This is a genomic window from Vibrio sp. YIC-376 (assembly GCF_052353105.1).
GTDB lineage: Bacteria > Pseudomonadota > Gammaproteobacteria > Enterobacterales > Vibrionaceae > Vibrio.
In genome coordinates, this window is sequence record NZ_JBBWFK010000002.1 from 588,031 (window position 1) to 606,263 (window position 18,233).

12 protein-coding genes are annotated in these 18,233 nt (G+C 43.2%); 7 read left to right on the forward strand and 5 right to left on the reverse strand.

Translation table 11 applies throughout. The annotated features are described in order from the left end of the window. Positions 1-416: 416 nt before the first annotated feature. Entirely contained in the window at positions 417-1,586 is a 1,170-nt protein-coding gene (locus WJM94_RS06965; protein ID WP_444493513.1) for an iron-containing alcohol dehydrogenase, read from the reverse strand. 278 nt (positions 1,587-1,864) lie between these two features. Between WJM94_RS06965 and WJM94_RS06970 the strand changes: the two genes are divergently transcribed. Beyond that, positions 1,865-3,250: a GntP family permease gene (locus tag WJM94_RS06970; protein WP_444493514.1), complete on the forward strand. Its 1,386-nt coding sequence runs from the start codon at positions 1,865-1,867 to the stop codon at positions 3,248-3,250. A gap of 289 nt (positions 3,251-3,539) precedes the next feature. On the opposite strand, the gene WJM94_RS06975 is transcribed toward WJM94_RS06970, so the two are convergent. From WJM94_RS06975 to iolB, 3 genes are all read right to left on the reverse strand, one after another. Then, the gene (locus WJM94_RS06975) at positions 3,540-3,995 is read right to left on the reverse strand and encodes a methylglyoxal synthase (RefSeq protein ID WP_444493515.1); all 456 of its coding nucleotides are present in this window, start codon (positions 3,993-3,995) and stop codon (positions 3,540-3,542) included. Positions 3,996-4,037: 42 nt separating this feature from the next. Beyond that, entirely contained in the window at positions 4,038-5,492 is a 1,455-nt protein-coding gene (locus WJM94_RS06980) for an NAD-dependent succinate-semialdehyde dehydrogenase (protein WP_444493516.1), read from the reverse strand. Between the two features lie 132 nt (positions 5,493-5,624). Beyond that, positions 5,625-6,449, reverse strand: coding sequence for a 5-deoxy-glucuronate isomerase (iolB, locus tag WJM94_RS06985; protein ID WP_444493517.1), 825 nt, complete (start codon positions 6,447-6,449; stop codon positions 5,625-5,627). 818 nt (positions 6,450-7,267) lie between these two features. Here iolB and WJM94_RS06990 point away from each other — a divergent pair. The 3 genes from WJM94_RS06990 to WJM94_RS07000 all read left to right on the forward strand — a co-directional run bounded on the left by WJM94_RS06990 (position 7,268) and on the right by WJM94_RS07000 (position 10,961). Then, positions 7,268-8,290 carry a Gfo/Idh/MocA family protein gene (locus WJM94_RS06990; protein WP_444493518.1) on the forward strand — a complete coding sequence of 341 codons (1,023 nt, stop codon included), beginning with the start codon at positions 7,268-7,270 and terminating at the stop codon, positions 8,288-8,290. Positions 8,291-8,445: 155 nt separating this feature from the next. Then, entirely contained in the window at positions 8,446-9,921 is a 1,476-nt protein-coding gene (locus tag WJM94_RS06995) for a sugar porter family MFS transporter (RefSeq protein ID WP_444493519.1), read from the forward strand. Positions 9,922-10,055: 134 nt separating this feature from the next. Continuing rightward, positions 10,056-10,961 (forward strand): sugar phosphate isomerase/epimerase family protein, encoded by a 906-nt coding sequence (locus WJM94_RS07000; protein WP_444493520.1) that lies wholly within the window; start codon positions 10,056-10,058, stop codon positions 10,959-10,961. Between the two features lie 71 nt (positions 10,962-11,032). Here the strand turns inward: WJM94_RS07000 and WJM94_RS07005 are convergent, their stop codons facing one another. Further along, positions 11,033-12,046, reverse strand: coding sequence for a LacI family DNA-binding transcriptional regulator (locus WJM94_RS07005; RefSeq protein WP_444493521.1), 1,014 nt, complete (start codon positions 12,044-12,046; stop codon positions 11,033-11,035). A 244-nt stretch (positions 12,047-12,290) separates the two neighbouring features. Between WJM94_RS07005 and WJM94_RS07010 the strand changes: the two genes are divergently transcribed. From WJM94_RS07010 to adhE, 3 genes are all read left to right on the forward strand, one after another. Then, positions 12,291-13,229 (forward strand): sugar phosphate isomerase/epimerase family protein, encoded by a 939-nt coding sequence (locus WJM94_RS07010; protein WP_444493522.1) that lies wholly within the window; start codon positions 12,291-12,293, stop codon positions 13,227-13,229. A 346-nt stretch (positions 13,230-13,575) separates the two neighbouring features. Beyond that, positions 13,576-15,483 carry a bifunctional 5-dehydro-2-deoxygluconokinase/5-dehydro-2-deoxyphosphogluconate aldolase gene (locus tag WJM94_RS07015; protein WP_444493523.1) on the forward strand — a complete coding sequence of 636 codons (1,908 nt, stop codon included), beginning with the start codon at positions 13,576-13,578 and terminating at the stop codon, positions 15,481-15,483. 468 nt (positions 15,484-15,951) lie between these two features. Beyond that, positions 15,952-18,233 (forward strand): bifunctional acetaldehyde-CoA/alcohol dehydrogenase (gene adhE, locus WJM94_RS07020; protein ID WP_444493524.1); only part of this gene is annotated, 2,282 nt, incomplete at its 3' end.

Here is an 18,233-nt window from a genome sequence, read left to right on the forward strand (position 1 = left end):
TGAAATCATTTGATTATTCAGCATGACCCCTTCGAACACTATGTGTCATGACGCTCCTGACTAGAGACATGATACTGTGACTGAGGTAGAAAAAGCCCTCCAGAGGCAGCACATAAGCAAAAATCTGCGGAAAATACTTTATTGAAAGAAAAGTACAAAGAGGTAATGAATATACCCAAACAACCTCGAGATGCTAGGTTCAGCGAGAATGACTTGGTTTACAGACGCGGCAACGAGTAAAACAAACACAGAGATGCCGGGTGGTAAAGCAGTGAGGATTTGCTTGGGATGTGTGACAGGTTTGGGACGATAAAACGCGCTCTTCAGCCGCCAGAAAGCGATTTGGAAGAGCGCGGTACAAGGTTTTACGAAATAGTGTGGCTTAGTTGGTAGTCAATAATCGACGACCTGTTGTGCTATTCACCTTCGTTCCAAACTGTTTTGTAAAGCTCGATTGTTTCTTCTAAAGAAGGAACGCGAGGGTTATTACTCGGAGAACCAGAATCCAGCGCTTGTTGTGCCATTGTCGATAGAAGATCAAAGAAACGCTCTTTATCCATACCATATTGCGACGGTGTAGGAACGGATAACTCCGTATTTAATGCACGCAGTTCATTGACTAACTTCTTACATGCAATCTCATCAGCGTCAGACGCAGAGGCAACACCAATAGCGCGAGCACAATCTGCATAGCGCTTTTCAGCGCTAGGAATTGAAAACTCAGTGATAGCTGGTAGCAACATTGCGTTTGATAGGCCATGAGGCACATGGAAAAATGCACCAATAGGGCGGCTCATCCCATGCACTAATGCAACCGATGCATTGGAAAATGCCACACCTGCCAACGTTGCACCAAACATCATATCAGAGCGAGCAGCCTCATCTTTAGGGTTGTGATAAGCCTGACGAATACTCTTACCAATTTTTTCCATCGCAATCAGAGCTTGAGTATCAGAGAACTGGTTCGCTTTTTGACTAACATAAGCTTCAATAGCGTGTGTCAGTGCATCCAGACCACAGTCAGCAGTGACACGTGGAGGAAGTGACATTGTTAGTTCGTAGTCCACCAGCGCGGCGATAGGCATAAACCCAAGGCCAGAACACAACATTTTTTCGTCATGCAGATCGTCTGTAATCACAGTGAAGCGAGTGACCTCTGAGCCAGTACCTGCAGTAGTAGGAATTGCAATAATTGGAAGTCCGGCTTCGCTAACATCACGAGGGAATTTGTAGTCTCTTACTTGTCCACCAAATTTACCAACAATTGAGATGGCTTTGGCGCTGTCGATTGGGCTTCCTCCACCGATTGCAATAATGGAGTCGAATCCGCCTTCACGCACCATTTTTACGCCAGCATCGATTGAGCTCACTGTTGGCTCTGGAATCGTATCTGAAAATACGGAAGCCTCTATGCCCTGGGCAAGAAGCGCTTCTTGAACTTTTGCTACATAACCTAGCTGAACCATCATTTTATCGGTGACAATTAGAGGTCGAGATGCACCTAAGCTTGCCATTACATCCGTAGCTTGAAGTGATGCCCCTTTACCTACATGCATAATCCTTGGTAATACGATACGTGCGCTCATTCTATTTCCTTAATCATTACATTGATCGTGAATTCTAAGAGTAGATGAAATACTTGCTCTTAAACGTACCATTCGAAATAAACTTAGTGAAATGAATTTTTCATTTTATGTGATAAATGAACATTCCAAACGCACCTTATCTACCGTTTTACTGTCTTTGATCAATATATTGGATGATTTATCTCCATACAGCCAATCTTTTACTTTATTTAAAATGAAATGAGTGTTTCAATTTCTTCAACTTTTGGAAATAACATTTGCTTACATTGGAGATTACCGTGGACGTTGGAATATTGGGCATATTGCTGTCGTTAGTTTTGTTGATGTACCTCGCGTACCGAGGAATGTCAGTCATTTGGTTAGCACCTATTTTGGCATTAGTTGCTGCTCTGTTTTCTGCCGGGACCTACATGATGGCCAGTTATACGGAAGTCTTCATGTTAAGTGCTGCAAACTATGTAAAACTCTATTTTCCAGCGTTCTTGCTTGGAGCTATTTTTGGCAAAGTAATGGATGACTCTGGTGCTGCAAAATCAATCGCTAAAGTCATTGTTAACAAAGTAGGAAGCAAAAATGCGATCTTAGCCGTGGTACTCGCCGTATCGATTTTGACCTACGGCGGTGTGTCTATGTTTGTTGTTGTATTTGCCGTATACCCTATTGCAGCACAAATATTTAAAGACAGTAATGTACCTAAGCGTCTGATTCCAGGAACGATCGCACTAGGATCCTTCACATTTACCATGACCGCTTTGCCAGGTTCGCCACAAATCCAAAATACTATTGCTATGCCTTTTTTCGGTACCACGGCATACGCAGCGCCTGCTCTTGGACTAGTTGGTGCTGGTGCAATGTTTGGCTTGGGAATGCTATGGCTGAAACGCCGTGAAGCTATCGCCCGAGCAAATGGAGAAGGTTATGGTATTCACGATGAATCGCAACCGGAAACCGATGAAAGCAATGAGAATGACAACATTCCTTCTGCGACCATTGCCTTTATCCCAATCCTTATCGTGCTGGTTTTGAACTTTCTGATCGTGACTTTCTATTTCCCAAGTGTCGATACTAGTTACCTTGCCAACTACGATACCACGCTGCAAAAAGTAAATGGTATGTGGAGTCTTATCATCGCACTGACCACCGCTATTGTTGTCGCCCTTTTATTGTTTAAGAAATATATGAAGGACGTACGCTTTTCTCTTAACGAAGGCGGTGAAAGCTCTATCATGCCAATCATGAATACAGCCGCAGCAGTTGGGTTTGGTAATGTGATCAAATCACTGTCCTCTTTTGAATTAGTAAAAGAAGGCATACTTTCTATACCAGGAACCCCTCTGTTATCCTTTGCTATGTCGACCAGCTTACTCGCAGGGATTACAGGGTCCGCATCTGGAGGGCTGAGTATTGCACTGGACGCTCTTGGCCAGGTTTATATTCAAAAAGCACTGGAGTTAGGTATTAGTCTTGAATCTTTACACCGTATCGCGGCGATAGCTTGCGGAGGATTAGATTCACTTCCTCATAATGGTGCGGTTATTACACTACTTGGGATTTGTGGAATGACTCACCGAGATTCATACAAAGATATTTTTGTCTGCACCCTGGCGGTTCCTGTAGTAGCGACTGGTGTTGTTTTAATTTTTGCATCGATGGGCGTGGTATAAAATAACTCTAGTCACCGATATCGATAGATTTCGAGTGTCCTTCAATTCCCCCTAAAGCAGAGTATTCGTACTCTGCTTTTTTCTTTGATACGCCTGATCTCAGAGAAAGGACGCCTTTTGATTCAGTACCGCATGGAAACGACAGATGTGCGACAAACATTGATCTAAGGCTTATTGATATGGAAAGAGACAAACGTCCGGCTATCAGGGGTGAGTGTCTCAATAAGGAGGAGAAGCAGTCTGTCATGGAATCAGTATCAATCACACGCCTCCATGACAGACTTGAGGTCTAGATTCGGTTACTTAAATATTTTTCATAGTCAGGAATATCAATTGCCACTTCTCGGGACATACATTCAGAAGCAAACAAGAAATCCGCCGTTGCCTGATTTGTGGCGACAGGAATATTCCACACACTCGCGATGCGGAGTAACGCCTTAACATCGGGATCATGAGGGACTGAGTTGAGAGGATCCCAAAAGAATATCAGCACATCCAGGTTACCTTGAGAAATGAGGGCTCCAATTTGCTGATCGCCACCCATAGGACCGCTGATCATGCTAGTGACCGACAAACCTGTATTGTTCTGAATTAAATGACCAGTTGTACCGGTAGCATAAAGCAAGTGAGATTTAAGTTGTTCCTGTTTTTCGCCAACCCACTTTAAAAGTTGAGGCTTGCAGTTGTCATGCGCAACCAAAGCAATACGTTTACTAGAGGGTATGGTTCGAGTTTTTGTTTCCATAACAGCCTTCTTCTTTGAGTAAAAGGAAAAGCGAGGCAGGTTTTAGTTCAACCCGCCCATCAAAATGTATTTCACTTCCATAAATTCGCTTAAGCCCATATGCGAGCCTTCACGACCCAAACCCGACTCTTTCACACCACCAAATGGCGCAACAGGTGTCGAGATAAGCCCCTGATTGACGCCAACAATTCCCGCTTCTAACGCTTCACTGACTCTCCAAACACGAGAGTGCGACTGCGTGTAGAGATAGGCACTCAATCCGAAATCAGTATCGTTTGCGCGTGAAATAACATCATCTTCAGATTCAAATCGGAACAACGGCGCTACCGGGCCAAATGTCTCTTCGCGTGAAACCAGCATTTCATCAGTAACATTCAGGAGCACATGAGGAATCACAAAATTATTGCCAAGTGAGTGACCGTCCGAGCCAAATCCCACCTCAGCGCCTTTTGACACGGCATCTCGGATGTGATGTTTAACTTTATCTACCGCAGTTTGATTAATGAGTGGACCGATATTGGTTTCACTGTCAAAACCGTTACCTACTCTGAGTTTGGAAACACGTTCGATGAGCTTTTTAGCAAAGAGATCGTAAACCGTGTCCTGCACATAAATGCGGTTGGCGCAAACACAGGTTTGTCCTGCATTACGGAACTTAGCTATCATTGCACCTTCAACCGCCGCATCAAGATCCGCATCGTCGAACACAATAAAAGGTGCGTTACCGCCAAGTTCAAGAGATAGTTTTTTTATAGACGCGGCTGATTGCTGCATCAGGATTTTGCCGACACGTGTTGAGCCAGTAAACGAAACCTTTCTCACACGCTTATTTTCAGTAAGCTCCTTCCCTATCTCGATCGCGTCACCAGTTACAACAGACAATACACCGTCGGGAAAACCGGCCTGTTTCGCCAACTCAGCAATAGCCAGCGCGGAATAAGGCGTTTCCGGTGCAGGCTTCAATACCACGGTACAACCTGCCGCAAAAGCCGGAGCACATTTTCGCGTAATCATCGCTATCGGGAAATTCCACGGTGTAATCGCTGCCACAACACCTATCGGCTCTTGTGTAGTCACGATACGGGAATCACTGCGGTGCGTAGGAATGATTTCCCCATAAGCCCGCTTGGCTTCTTCGGCAAACCATTCAACAAAACTTGCCGCATACATCACTTCACCTTTTGCTTCTTCGAAAGGTTTCCCTAATTCAGTCGTGATGATCGTTGCAAGGTCGTCGATATTGGCCAAAATAAGTTCATGCCATTTTTTTAACAGTAACGCCCGCTCTGCGGAAAGGGTCTTTTTCCAAGAATCAAACGCACAGTGTGCTGCTTGAACTGCCTGGGCTGTCTCGCGTCTGCCCATATTAGGTACCGCGCCAATAATTGTATTATCAAAAGGGTTGAGGACATTACTGGTCTCGTTGCTTTCAGCGCTGAGCCACTCCCCATTTATCAAGCATTGTTGTTTAAATAAAGTCGGATTCGAGAGCTTCATAGTGTCACCTTTAGCGGGCTACTTTCTGAATAGTAAGAAAAAAGAAGCCATGAAAAATCATGGCTTCTGGGACGAGTTCATCCTCGCAGTGAAATTGTGGCCGAGACAAATCTGCCCTACTTTACACGTAAATTAAGCATGTTTTGCCGCATACTTTGGACCATTAACCCAGTTGTGGTCTTCTTCCCAAGTAAATAACCATTTACGCGAAGGTCCCGCCATAACATTAAGGTAGTAGCTGTCATATCCCGCAATGGTCGCAACAGGGTGGTAGCCTTTCGGTGCCTTCACAACGTCTTTGTTATAAGCAGCCATGCACTCATCTAATGAGCGGTCATCCGTATAAACACGTTGCAGAACGAAACCTTGTTCCGGATTTAGTCGGTGATAATACGTCTCTTCGAGGTAAGTCTCATTTGGTTCGTTTGCGGTATCGTGTTTGTGGCTCGGGAATGAACTTGTGCAGCCTTCGTCGGTGTAAACTTCGACAACCAACAATGTATCTGCCTCTGCATAATCCGGAAGGATATTGTGAACATAGCGTTTATTGTTACCAACGCCTCTCGCTTCAGCATCAATATTTTCTGGTGCGATCAATCGCGTTGGGTATGTGCCTTTACTTGGAGAGGTACACACTGCCAGTTCAATATCGGTCAACGCCTGCACTTCACAGTTGTCACTTGGTGTAACATAAACCGCATAAGGTTTTTTGCGCTCAAATGGACACATGCGATCACCAATATTCTCGTAAGTTGCCGAATCCGTTACAACGGTTGCCTTACCAGCAACAAGTACAAGGCAAGTCTCCACTTCTGAAGCTGGCAGAGAAAGGCTTTCTCCCGCTTTTAACTCATAAGCTTTAAATCCGACATATCCCCAATCGGCATTCTCTGGGGTAATGTTTTGAGTACAACCGTCAGCTGGAGACGCTTGATATTTCGATAATAGCTTAGACATTCAACTCTTCCTTATACGTATTAAAGTACACTTACCAAGTGGGTTTTATATTTCAAACACAACCATACTATGAAATGAAGATTTCAAAAACAATGACAAAGATCGGCTAATTCCCTTATGTAGACTCTTCTTTGAGATTTTTCCCTTCACAACTGAATGTAGATCACAAAATGATGTTCTTACACCCATTAAAACATTTTATGAAATGAAATTTTCACATCGTAAGGTACCTTAAACCCTATCAGAGAACGGATAATAAGTTGCGTCACTTCATTGTCTATCCCATTGCTCCTGATTATTTTAAAGAAATCATAGCGAAGTATCGGAAAGCAGCATCCCGTGTGCGCTGCTATTAGTATCTGGGAGAGTAATCTAGCGGTAACCTATGTGTGATAAAAATCCTCCAGGTCCGATATTACAAGCCCTATTACGCAACTAACTGACTATTAGTGAGTCCACACTATCAGAATTTTCTTACTCTCCTTTCAGCCTTGGATCACATTTTGAGCAAGCGGTTTATTGAAGAGAATACCCATCCCCCATTACTCTGTTTAGGTGCGCCAGACACCGTGATTCGTAGCACCAGGTTTAAATATCGGGTCAAGAACAAAATGAAATGCAATGTTCAAACAAAACTAAAAACAAAACAAATATTCCATTTTAGGTTCTACTTCACATTTGCTTACCAACGCGAATGCTATATTAGCCTCCAGATTATCGGTAAATGAGTAAATTACTTACTCATTCAATAGTCAAAGTTTGAATGGTGAAACAAAAAAATCACTGTCCGCACAAAAACATAATTAAGGATGAATATCATGTCATTAAACATTACTGATCTAAAAGTAGGCGTAATTGGTGTTGGTGCTATTGGTAAAGAGCACATCAAACGTGTGAACTATCTCACTGGTGCTCATGTGACCGCGGTGTTTGACGTGAATAACGACCAAGTACGCACTTGGATGGCTGAAGAAAATATCCAGGCTGAAGTCTTTGATAATGGTGTTGACCTAATCAATTCCGATTTGGTTGATGCAATTGTCGTCGCATCTTGGGGTCCAACACATGAAGAATTCGTACTTGCAGCAATCGAAGCTGGTAAATACGTGATGTGTGAAAAACCACTAGCAGTAACAGAAGAAGGCTGCCGTCGTATTATTGAAGCTGAAATGGCTTGCGGTAAGCGCCTTGTTCAGGTTGGCTTCATGCGTCGCTACGACAAATCATACCGTCAGCTAAAAGCCGTACTTGATCAGAAAATCATTGGTGAACCATTAACACTCAATGCTTGGCACCACGCGCCAGAAGCACCAGGGTTTAAAGGTGACATGGCAATCACTGACTCATTCGTTCATGAAGCAGACGTTCTACGCTGGCTATTAGATGAAGACTATGCAACAGCACAGGTGATTCTTCCTCGTAAAACTCAAATCTCTTCTGAGCCAGAGTTACAAGATCCGCACATCATGATTCTAAGTACTAAGTCTGGTGTTCATATCTCCGTTCAAAGCTTCGTATTCTGTCAATATGGCTACGATATTCAATGTCAAATTACAGGTGAAAAAGGCGTTGCAGCGCTTCCAGACCCAGCAACAACTGTGATTCGTACTAACGCAAAACTTGAACAAGAAATTTTTGTGGATTGGAAAGACCGCTTCTTTGACGCCTTCGACGTTGAATTCCAAGAGTGGATTGATGGCGCGCGTGCAGGCCAATTAACAGGCCCAACGTCATGGGACGGCTACTGCGTATCAGTAACGATCGATGCTTGTGTGAAAGCAAAATACTCTGGCGGCATTGAGAAAATCGAACTTCCAGAAAAACCTGAATTCTACAACTAATTAATGTTTAAAAATCATTAGGTTAAAAATTCAAAATCTAAGCAATTTATATCGAGTAATACCTACAGTGTATACGGGTGCAAGGGTTTGCACCCGGTTGCAACAAAGAAGTTCTGTTGCCCTACACAGAAAATAAAATTAATTTAGGAGGATTCATGTCCACTAATAATCAAACTGTAGATACAAGTTATAATTTACGTTATATCCTCGTCATCTGTGCTGTTGCAGCGTTAGGTGGCCTGTTACTGGGTTATGACACAGCGGTAATCTCGGGTGCAATTTCCCCTATTGCCACCTACTTCGAACTAAGTTCTATCGGCGTTGGTTGGGCCGTATCAAACGTTGCCATTGGTTGTATTATTGGCGCGTTCATGTCAGGTAAGATCGCTGATAAATACGGCCGTAAAAGAGCCCTCATTTTATCCGCAGTTCTATTCACTATTTCAGCGATTGGCGCAGCCCTTGTTAACTCGTTTTTCTGGTTCATCGTTTATCGCATGATTGGTGGATTAGCCGTTGGTATCGCATCTTCTGTATCACCGATGTACATGTCAGAAGTATCACCGAAGAAAATCCGCGGTCGTGCGCTAAGCTCTCAGAACTTTGCCATCGTATTCGGCCAAGTGGTTATCTTTGTTGTTAACTTCTTAATCGCTCAAGGTATGACTCACGAGTGGCTGGTCGATGTGGGCTGGCGTGTAATGATTGGCTCTGAAGCTATCCCATGTGCATTATTCGTCCTTGCTTCATTCTTCATTCCTGAGTCACCTCGTTGGTTAGTACTGGTAGGTCGTGATGAAGAGGCATTACGTGTCACAGGTAAAATCTTCAACCCTTCATATGCTCCAACCGTTATCAATGCGATTCACAACTCCATCCACGAAGAAGCAGAAAACAAAGCGAAAGTTGAAAAACTTCACGTTCACAAACAACGCCGCTTTTGGATTTTCGTTTTCATCGCAACCATGATTGTTATTTTCCAACAGGCAAGTGGTGTTAACGTAATGATGTACTTCGCACCAGTTGTACTTGAGAAGGTAACAGGTAACAGCCAGGTTGCACTCTTCTTAACCATTTGGGTTGGTGTTATCCAGTTAGTAGGTACTTTAATCGGCTCTCTGCTTATGGACAAAGTTGGACGTAAACCACTGCTAAAAATCGGTTCATTGGGTGCAACGTTCGGCCTTCTGTTGACGTCTTACTTTATTTACCAATCTGCTGGCCTTGAAGGTGAAGCTGCTATCCAAATGGGTTACTGGACACTCTTCGGCATGATGGTATTCATGATTTGTTTTGCCTTCTCATGGAGCCTTGGTGCATGGATTGTGGTATCTGAAATCTTCCCGAACCGCTACCGTGGCTTAGGTATGTCGTTTGCTATCGGTGGCCTTTGGGTAACTAACTTCCTGATTGGACTTATCTTCCCAGTAATGAATGACAGCCCGCTATTGAATGAGATGTTCCGTGGAGCATTCCCTATGTGGGTATTCGCTTTCTTCATGATTGTTTCTTATTTCTTCGTGAATCGCTACCTACCAGAAACCAATGGTGTAGCACTAGAGAGAATGGAAGATCATGTTATGACTAACTGGAACAACGGACAGACTAAAAAAGTCGACGTAACGGCTTAATAGGTCCGAAACCCACTGGCAATTTGTCGCTCATGTTAGGAACCTATCGATGAGCAACAAATTGCCAGACTAATTAAGAATTACACGTGAAATCAATAATAGGTTGATTGATATATACTTTATTTGGAGGTTTTATGAAAATCGCATTCGACGTTGATGTTCTAGCAAAGCAAATGAGCATCCCGGATATGGTGCACAAAGTTGCAGACTGGGGTTACAAGTATATTGAGCAATCGCCTCATCCACGTATCAACCCGTTCTACAAGCACCCGCTGTTTTCTCGTGAGTGTGAAAGAGAGTATAAAACTGCCCTACGCCAAGCTGGTGTTGAACTCTCTTCTTTTATCGTTGTTTACCGTTGGTCAGGCCCTACTGAAGAACAACGCAAACACGCGGTAGCGAACTGGAAAAAAATCGTAGAAATCGCCGTGAATATGGGCGTAGAAGTAATCAACACAGAGCTCTCTGGCGATCCAAACCAACAAGAAATCTGTAACGGAATGTGGTTCCGCTCTATGGACGAGTTGCTGCCACTGTTTGAAAAAGAAGGCATTCGTGTCGAAGTTCAGTCGCATCCATGGGATTTCTGTGAACTGAATAATGAAACGTGTGACCTGGTTAAGTCTTACCGTTCGGATAACCTGAAATACGTGTACTCTGCACCTCACGGTTTCTTCTATGATCAAGGCAAAGGCGACGTTCGCTCAATGCTAGAGTACGCAGGTGACGATCTTTCTCATGTATTGTTCGCTGATACCTTTAACCAAACATTAGATTGTCGTTATATCGCCAACCCACCTTGGTTGAATAACCAAGGTCGTAGTGATGTCGCGATCCACCAGCACTTAGCTATGGGTGAAGGTGATGTTGATTTCGATACCATGTTCTCAACGTTAAGAGATATGGACTTTGTGAATAAGAAATTCGCAGTCGGTGGTGACTCAATTGCTTGTGTCTCTTATTTTGGATTTCCAGAAAAAATGGACATCCAGGCTCCGGCAGCGAGAGAACGTTTGGAAAAAGAACTATTACTACGATAGTAATAATTAGCTAGCCTAGTTTTTCACGTACGGGGCAATATTATTTGTCCCGTACTACTCATAAATTATTATCACCTATTTATTAAATGTGATTGACGTGTTATGAGTTTGCCAGGCATAAGTATTTTTCTGTTACTATTAATATCAGAATTAAGTAGTTCAACTGACTTACTGACTAAAGGTATTAAATCTTGTCTAAATGTTGTGAGATTATATTTAGGAGATGAAGATAAATCTATATCGTCAAATCCAACAATAGCAATGGAATTATCGATTTTGTGATGATGTAATGCATCTAAAGCACCAATAGCTAAGATGTCATTTTCACAAAAAATAGCGTCAACTCTATCGTTAATGTCGGTTGTTTTTATATAGTCAGACATGCAATTAAATGCCAACTCTCTAGTATAGTGCTTGATACTAAATTTGTGCTCTAGTGGGATACCGCATTCAAGAAGTCGACTGCTAAAACCGTCTAAACGTAGTAGCCCCGTTGACTTTTGTTCAGGACCAGACATGTAAGCCATTCTTTTATAACCTAAATTAATAAAAAGATTAGCTATTTGTTGTCCCGCTGTCATACCATCAGTACTGACCGAGTGAATGTTTGGGGTATCGCAATGACGATATAGAGAAATGAGGGGGATATGCTCAATATTTTTTTCAACGATTTCTTGAGGTAAATCTGTACCAAGAAATATGATTCCATCAACTTGCAACTGACCTGCTAGTGTGAGGGCGTTCTGATAGTCTTTTTTGGAATGAATATTGAGAGCAATCGGAATTAATCCTTTATTCTGTAATTTTGATGTTAGTTCATCAAAAACATTCAATACAGCAGGGGAACCTAACTCTGAAATAAGTATGGCAACCATGTTAGTTTTATTTTTCGCCAAACCTCTTGCAAGTAAATTAGGTTTGTAGCCAAGTTCTTCAGATGCTTTAAGAACTTTATTTAAACTAGACTCAGAAATTGAAGAACCTTGAGTAAATGCTCGGGAAACAGTCCATTTAGATACACCAGCAAGTTTTGCAACATCACGAGCGGTAATATTTTTTGTGACTTTGTCTTTATTTTCTTTCATTAGCACAACAATTATATTGACAGTTTATTCTTGTAGGATTTAAATGGATTTTAATATAATCATGACTCTGTGACTATATAAAATCACGTAATAATGCAAATGTTTTTAAACGAATGATTAATCGCTTTTTTTGGTCAATTCGTTCTGTAACAGCAACTTTTGCACCCGGTTGCAAAATGATGCTAAGAGATTTATCCAAGTTTTGAATCAAAAGTGAACAATTTAGAATATCGAGGTTAATACTATGCAACTAGCAATTTGTACTGATGTATACGCAGATCTTTCATTCACAGACATGTTAGATAAAGTAAAGTCAATGGGTATTGATGCCGTTGAAATGACAGCAGGCGGCTGGGGAGCTCGTAAGCATGTAAACACTGCTGAGCTACTAAGCGACGAAAACAAGCTTCAGGAATTTCAAGCTGAACTTGAAAAACGCGGTATGCGCATCTCTGCTTTGAATACTTCTTGTAACCCACTTTGGCCTTCTGAAACTGGTGAGCAGTACTCGAAGAGCATGTATGAGTGTGCAACATTAGCAGGCAAACTAGGCGTTAAGAAAATTGTCGCGATGGCAGGCCTACCTGCTGGATCTCCTGAAGACAGAACACCGAACTGGATCACATCTACAGTTTCTTGGCCTGACTTCATGGCACCAGCATACGAATACCAATGGGAAGTAACGATTAAATTTTGGACTGACTACGTTGAACACTGTAAAAAGTGCGGCGTAGAACAAATCGCGATCGAAGAGTTCCCTGGCACTATGGTTTGGAGTGCATCAACGCTACTTAAACTGCGTAACGCGGTTGACCCAATGATCGGCATCAACCTTGATCCATCTCATATGATCATTCTTGGTGCTGACCCGATTGCAGCAGCTCGCGCTCTTAAAGGCTGCATTTACCACGTACACGGCAAAGACGCTCGCATCGAACGTGGTTTAGCTGATGTTGATGGTCTGCTCGAGCCACGTCCAGTTGAAGAGAGTGCAGACCGTACATGGAACTACGTTGCTGTAGGTTGCGGTCAGGATCTTCAGTGGTGGAAAGAGTTTTTCTCTGTGTGTCATATGATGGGCTACAACGGTGACGTGTCACTTGAGATGGAAGACCTGACTATGACAGTCGCGGCTGGTGTTGAAACGTCTATTGACGCTTTGAAAGCAACAATCAGCAAGTAATTGCGATTCTCTGTGTAGGTGCCAATCAGTTAAGAGAGGCATCAAAAACGCGGTAAAGGAAATCACATTGAATGGAGTAACTCAGATGAGTTACTCCATTTTTGCATTAAATGAGGAATCGAGAGCTCATCTCCCTCCTCCTTCCTTTGCTGGCAAGAAGTAAGTTTGCCAAGCTCTAATCCAGCTTGTTCAGATATTATGGAATAAAAATTTCATTCTATAATTTATGAATTCCACACCCATCACACAATAGGACTTTAATTTCATTTAGAATAAACAATGAAATAAACATTTCGAATATATAAAACTAATCGTATGTTAACGTCGTCACCGTGAGAGGCTCAAAGTGAAAACTGAAAAGAAATTAGATCTGATTTGTATGGGACGAATCGCTGTTGACCTATACGGCCAACAAGTCGGTTCTCGCTTGGAAGATATGGGAACGTTCGCCAAATATCTCGGTGGCTCTTCAGGTAACGTTGCCTATGGCACAGCCGTCCAGGGGCTGAAATCCTCTATGCTTGCTCGCGTTGGCGATGAACACATGGGACGATTCTTACGTGAAGAGCTGGAAAAAGTGGGTTGCGACACCAGCCACCTTATTACCGATAAAGAACGCCTGACCGGCCTGGTGATTTTAGGCATCAAAGACGAAGATACCTTTCCACTGATCTTCTACCGTGAAAACTGCGCTGACATGGCAATCAGCAAAGATGATTTTACTGAAGAGTACATTGCTTCAGCGCGCTGTCTGGCGATCACTGGCACGCACTTATCAAACCCGAAAACCCGCGAGGCCGTTTTAACAGCCCTTGAATATGCCCGCCGTAACGGGGTTAAAACTGCGCTTGATATTGATTACCGTCCAGTACTGTGGGGGCTGACTTCTTTGGGCGACGGTGAAACGCGTTTTATCGCATCAGATAAAGTGACCGAAGAACTGCAAGACGTTTTGGGGTTATTCGATGTGATTGTTGGAACAGAAGAAGAGTTCCACATTTGTGGAGGCTCAACAGATACTGTTGAAGCACTCAAAGCAGTACGTAAAGTTTCTGACGCAGAACTGGTATGTAAACGCGGTGCTCTTGGCTGTTCAGTCTACACGGATGCGATCCCAGAAACACTGGATGAAGGCATTACCGTGCATGGCGTACGTGTTGATGTTTTGAACGTGCTTGGTGCTGGTGACGCGTTTATGTCCGGCCTTCTACGTGGCTATCTCAACGGTGAAGGATGGGAAAAAGCGTGCACTTATGCCAACGCCTGTGGTGCACTTGTTGTGTCCCGTCATGGCTGTGCTCCCGCGATGCCAACCAAAGTCGAGTTAGACAACTATTTAACTCGCGCTAACAATGTTAAACGCCCAGATTTGGACTCTCAACTTAACCACTTACACCGAGTAACAACTCGTAAGAAAGGGGCATGGAACGAATTATGTATCTTAGCTTTCGATCACCGCAGTCAGTTGGTCGATATGGCGAAAGAAGTCGGCGCAGATACTGGAAAAATTCCAACACTGAAAAAGCTCATTCTTGAAGCGAGTCGTCAGGTAAGTAAAGAAGCCGGTTTAAAAGGTCAATCAGGACTCCTTTGTGATAGTACCTTCGGTCAGGATGTGCTTAACGACGTAACAGGTGACAATTGGTGGATCGGTCGTCCAATCGAAATGCCTGGCTCGCGCCCATTAGAGTTCGAACACGGAAATATCGGCTCTCAATTGATCGACTGGCCTTTAGAGCACGTGGTGAAATGCCTGGTGTTCTATAGCCCGGAAGACGATGAAAACATGCGTACTCTGCAAGAGAACAAAATAGCAGAAGCCTATCAAGCATGTCTTAAGTCCGGGCATGAGCTACTACTCGAAGTCATCCTGCCTCAGGGTGTTGAGAAAGAAGACCGCTTATACATTGAAGCTGTAAGCCGCTTCTACTCGCTGGGAATTAAGCCAGATTGGTGGAAATTACCGGCTCTTCAAAGCGATTCATGGACCACGATGAACAGCCTAATCATCGAACAAGACCCATATTGCCGCGGTGTTGTGATTCTCGGTCTCGATGCTCCCGTAGAAGAGCTTAAAAAAGGCTTTAACCAAACCACTGGGCACGACTTAATTAAAGGCTTTATGGTTGGTCGCACTATATTTGGTGAACCATCTAAAGCTTGGCTCGCTGGGAGTATTAATGACCAAGAGTTTATTAATAAAATCAAATCTAACTACCATGAAATAATCAAATTGTGGAAAAATAGAAACTAACATGACCGGAGGTGATGCACTAATAAATAGTGCATCACCTGACTAACTCGAACAGAATACGAAAAGTAATTTGCGAGTTAATGTGTTAACTGTAGTTTCACAATAAGAATTTCTTCATTCAATGGGAGTTAAATCCGCTTCATTGCGTGCGTACAACTGAGGTATCGTTTACAAATGATTGCAGGACATGGTTAATTTACTGATTTTAAACGAAAAACAATCCAGACACCATAAGGGACCATCTAGTTAGTGAGTTTAAAAATTTCGTTTCTTAGAAGCTATTAATATTGAGTCACCGTTATCTTATGGATCATAGTCGAGATAAACACCATATAGAAATAACTAAAATAAATAACAAATTACTTATTTTAGTTATTTAAGATCTCTTATTTAACGAAGGTAAATATATTTAAATTCTGACCTTCCCACAAATTTTTAGAAATGAAACCTTAAACTTTGGAGTAATCTATGCCAGTCACTAATATCAAAGAACTAGATGCCCTCGTCACTCGCGTAAAAGCAGCACAAGCTGAATTTGCTACTTACTCTCAAGAGCAAGTAGACAAAATCTTCCGCGCAGCATCTCTAGCAGCTAACCAAGCTCGTATTCCTCTAGCGCAACAAGCGGTAGAAGAATCTGGCATGGGCATTGTTGAAGATAAAGTAATTAAGAACCACTTTGCTTCTGAGTACATCTACAACAAGTACAAAGACGAGAAAACTTGTGGCGTTCTAGAAGAAGACGAAAGCATGGGTACGATGACTATCGCAGAGCCTGTGGGCATCATCTGTGGTATCGTTCCAACCACGAACCCTACTTCAACTGCGATCTTTAAGTCTCTTATCTCACTTAAAACTCGTAACGGTATCATCTTCTCGCCACACCCACGTGCTAAAAACTCTACAAACGATGCAGCTAAACTTGTTCTGGACGCAGCAGTAGCAGCGGGTGCACCAAAAGACATCATCGGTTGGATTGACCAACCTTCAGTAGAACTTTCTAACGCGCTTATGAAGCACGAAGGTATTGCTCTTATCCTTGCGACTGGTGGTCCAGGCATGGTGAAAGCGGCTTACTCTTCTGGTAAACCAGCAATCGGTGTAGGTGCAGGGAACGTTCCGGTTGTTATCGACGAAACCGCAGACATCAAACGTGCAGTTGCTTCTGTACTGATGTCTAAAACTTTCGATAACGGCGTAGTGTGTGCTTCTGAGCAGGCTGTCATCGTTCATAAAGACGTTTACGACGAAGTTAAAGAGCGTTTTGCTTCTCACAAAGCTCACGTACTAAGCAAAGCTGACGCTGACAAAGTACGTAAAACTATCCTTATCGACGGTGCGCTAAACGCGAAAATCGTTGGCCAACCAGCTGCAGCTATCGCAGAAATGGCGGGTGTTAAAGTTCCAGCTGACACTAAAGTGCTTATCGGTGAAGGTCTGGGCAAAGTTGCATACGAAGACGAATTTGCACACGAGAAACTGTCTCCATGTCTAGGTATGTTCAAAGCAGACAGCTTTGAAGACGCTGTTGCTCAAGCGGTAACCATGGTTGAAATCGGTGGTATCGGTCATACGTCTGGTCTTTACACTAACCAAGACGTCAACGCAGATCGTATTCGTTACTTCGGTGACAAGATGAAGACGGCTCGTATCCTAATCAACATTCCGACTACTCACGGTGGTATCGGTGACCTTTACAACTTCAACGTTGCTCCTTCTCTAACGCTAGGTTGTGGTTCATGGGGTGGTAACTCTATCTCTGAGAACGTAGGTCCTAAACACCTAATCAACAAGAAAATTGTTGCTAAGCGAGCTGAAAACATGTTGTGGCATAAACTACCTAAGTCAATCTACTTCCGTCGTGGTAGCCTTCCAATCGCTCTGGGCGACCTAGAAGGTAAGAAACGTGCATTCCTGGTAACTGACCGTTTCCTATTCAACAACGGTTACGCTGACGAAGTAGTAAGCCTACTTAAAGCTCAAGGTATGGAAGTTCAGACTTTCTTTGATGTAGAAGCTGACCCAACACTATCTGTTGTTGAAAAAGGCGCAGCTCAAATGCAGAGCTACCAACCAGATGTGATCCTGGCTCTAGGTGGTGGTTCACCAATGGATGCTGCGAAGATCATGTGGGTAATGTACGAGCACCCAGAAACTCACTTCGAAGAACTGGCAATGCGCTTTATGGACATCCGTAAACGTATCTACAAGTTCCCTAAAATGGGTCAAAAAGCTGAGCTTGTATGTATCACTACGACTTCAGGTACGGGTTCAGAAGTTACGCCATTTGCGGTTGTTACAGACGACAAGACTGGTGCTAAATACCCACTGGCTGATTACGAGCTAACTCCTAACATGGCTATCGTTGATGCGAACCTTGTTATGAACATGCCTAAGTCTCTAACCGCATTCGGTGGTTACGATGCAGTGACTCACGCTCTGGAAGCTTACGTATCTGTTCTTGCGAACGAATACTCTGACGGTCAGGCTCTACAAGCACTTAAGATGCTAAAAGAATACCTACCATCAAGCTACGCGAATGGTGCTAACGACCCAATCGCTCGTGAGAAAGTACACAACGCGGCAACTATCGCTGGTGTAGCATTTGCGAACGCATTCCTGGGTGTATGTCACTCAATGGCTCACAAGATTGGTGCTGAGTTCCACATTCCACACGGTTTGGCTAACGCACTGCTTATCTCTAACGTTGTACGTTACAACGCGAACGATAACCCAACGAAACAAACTGC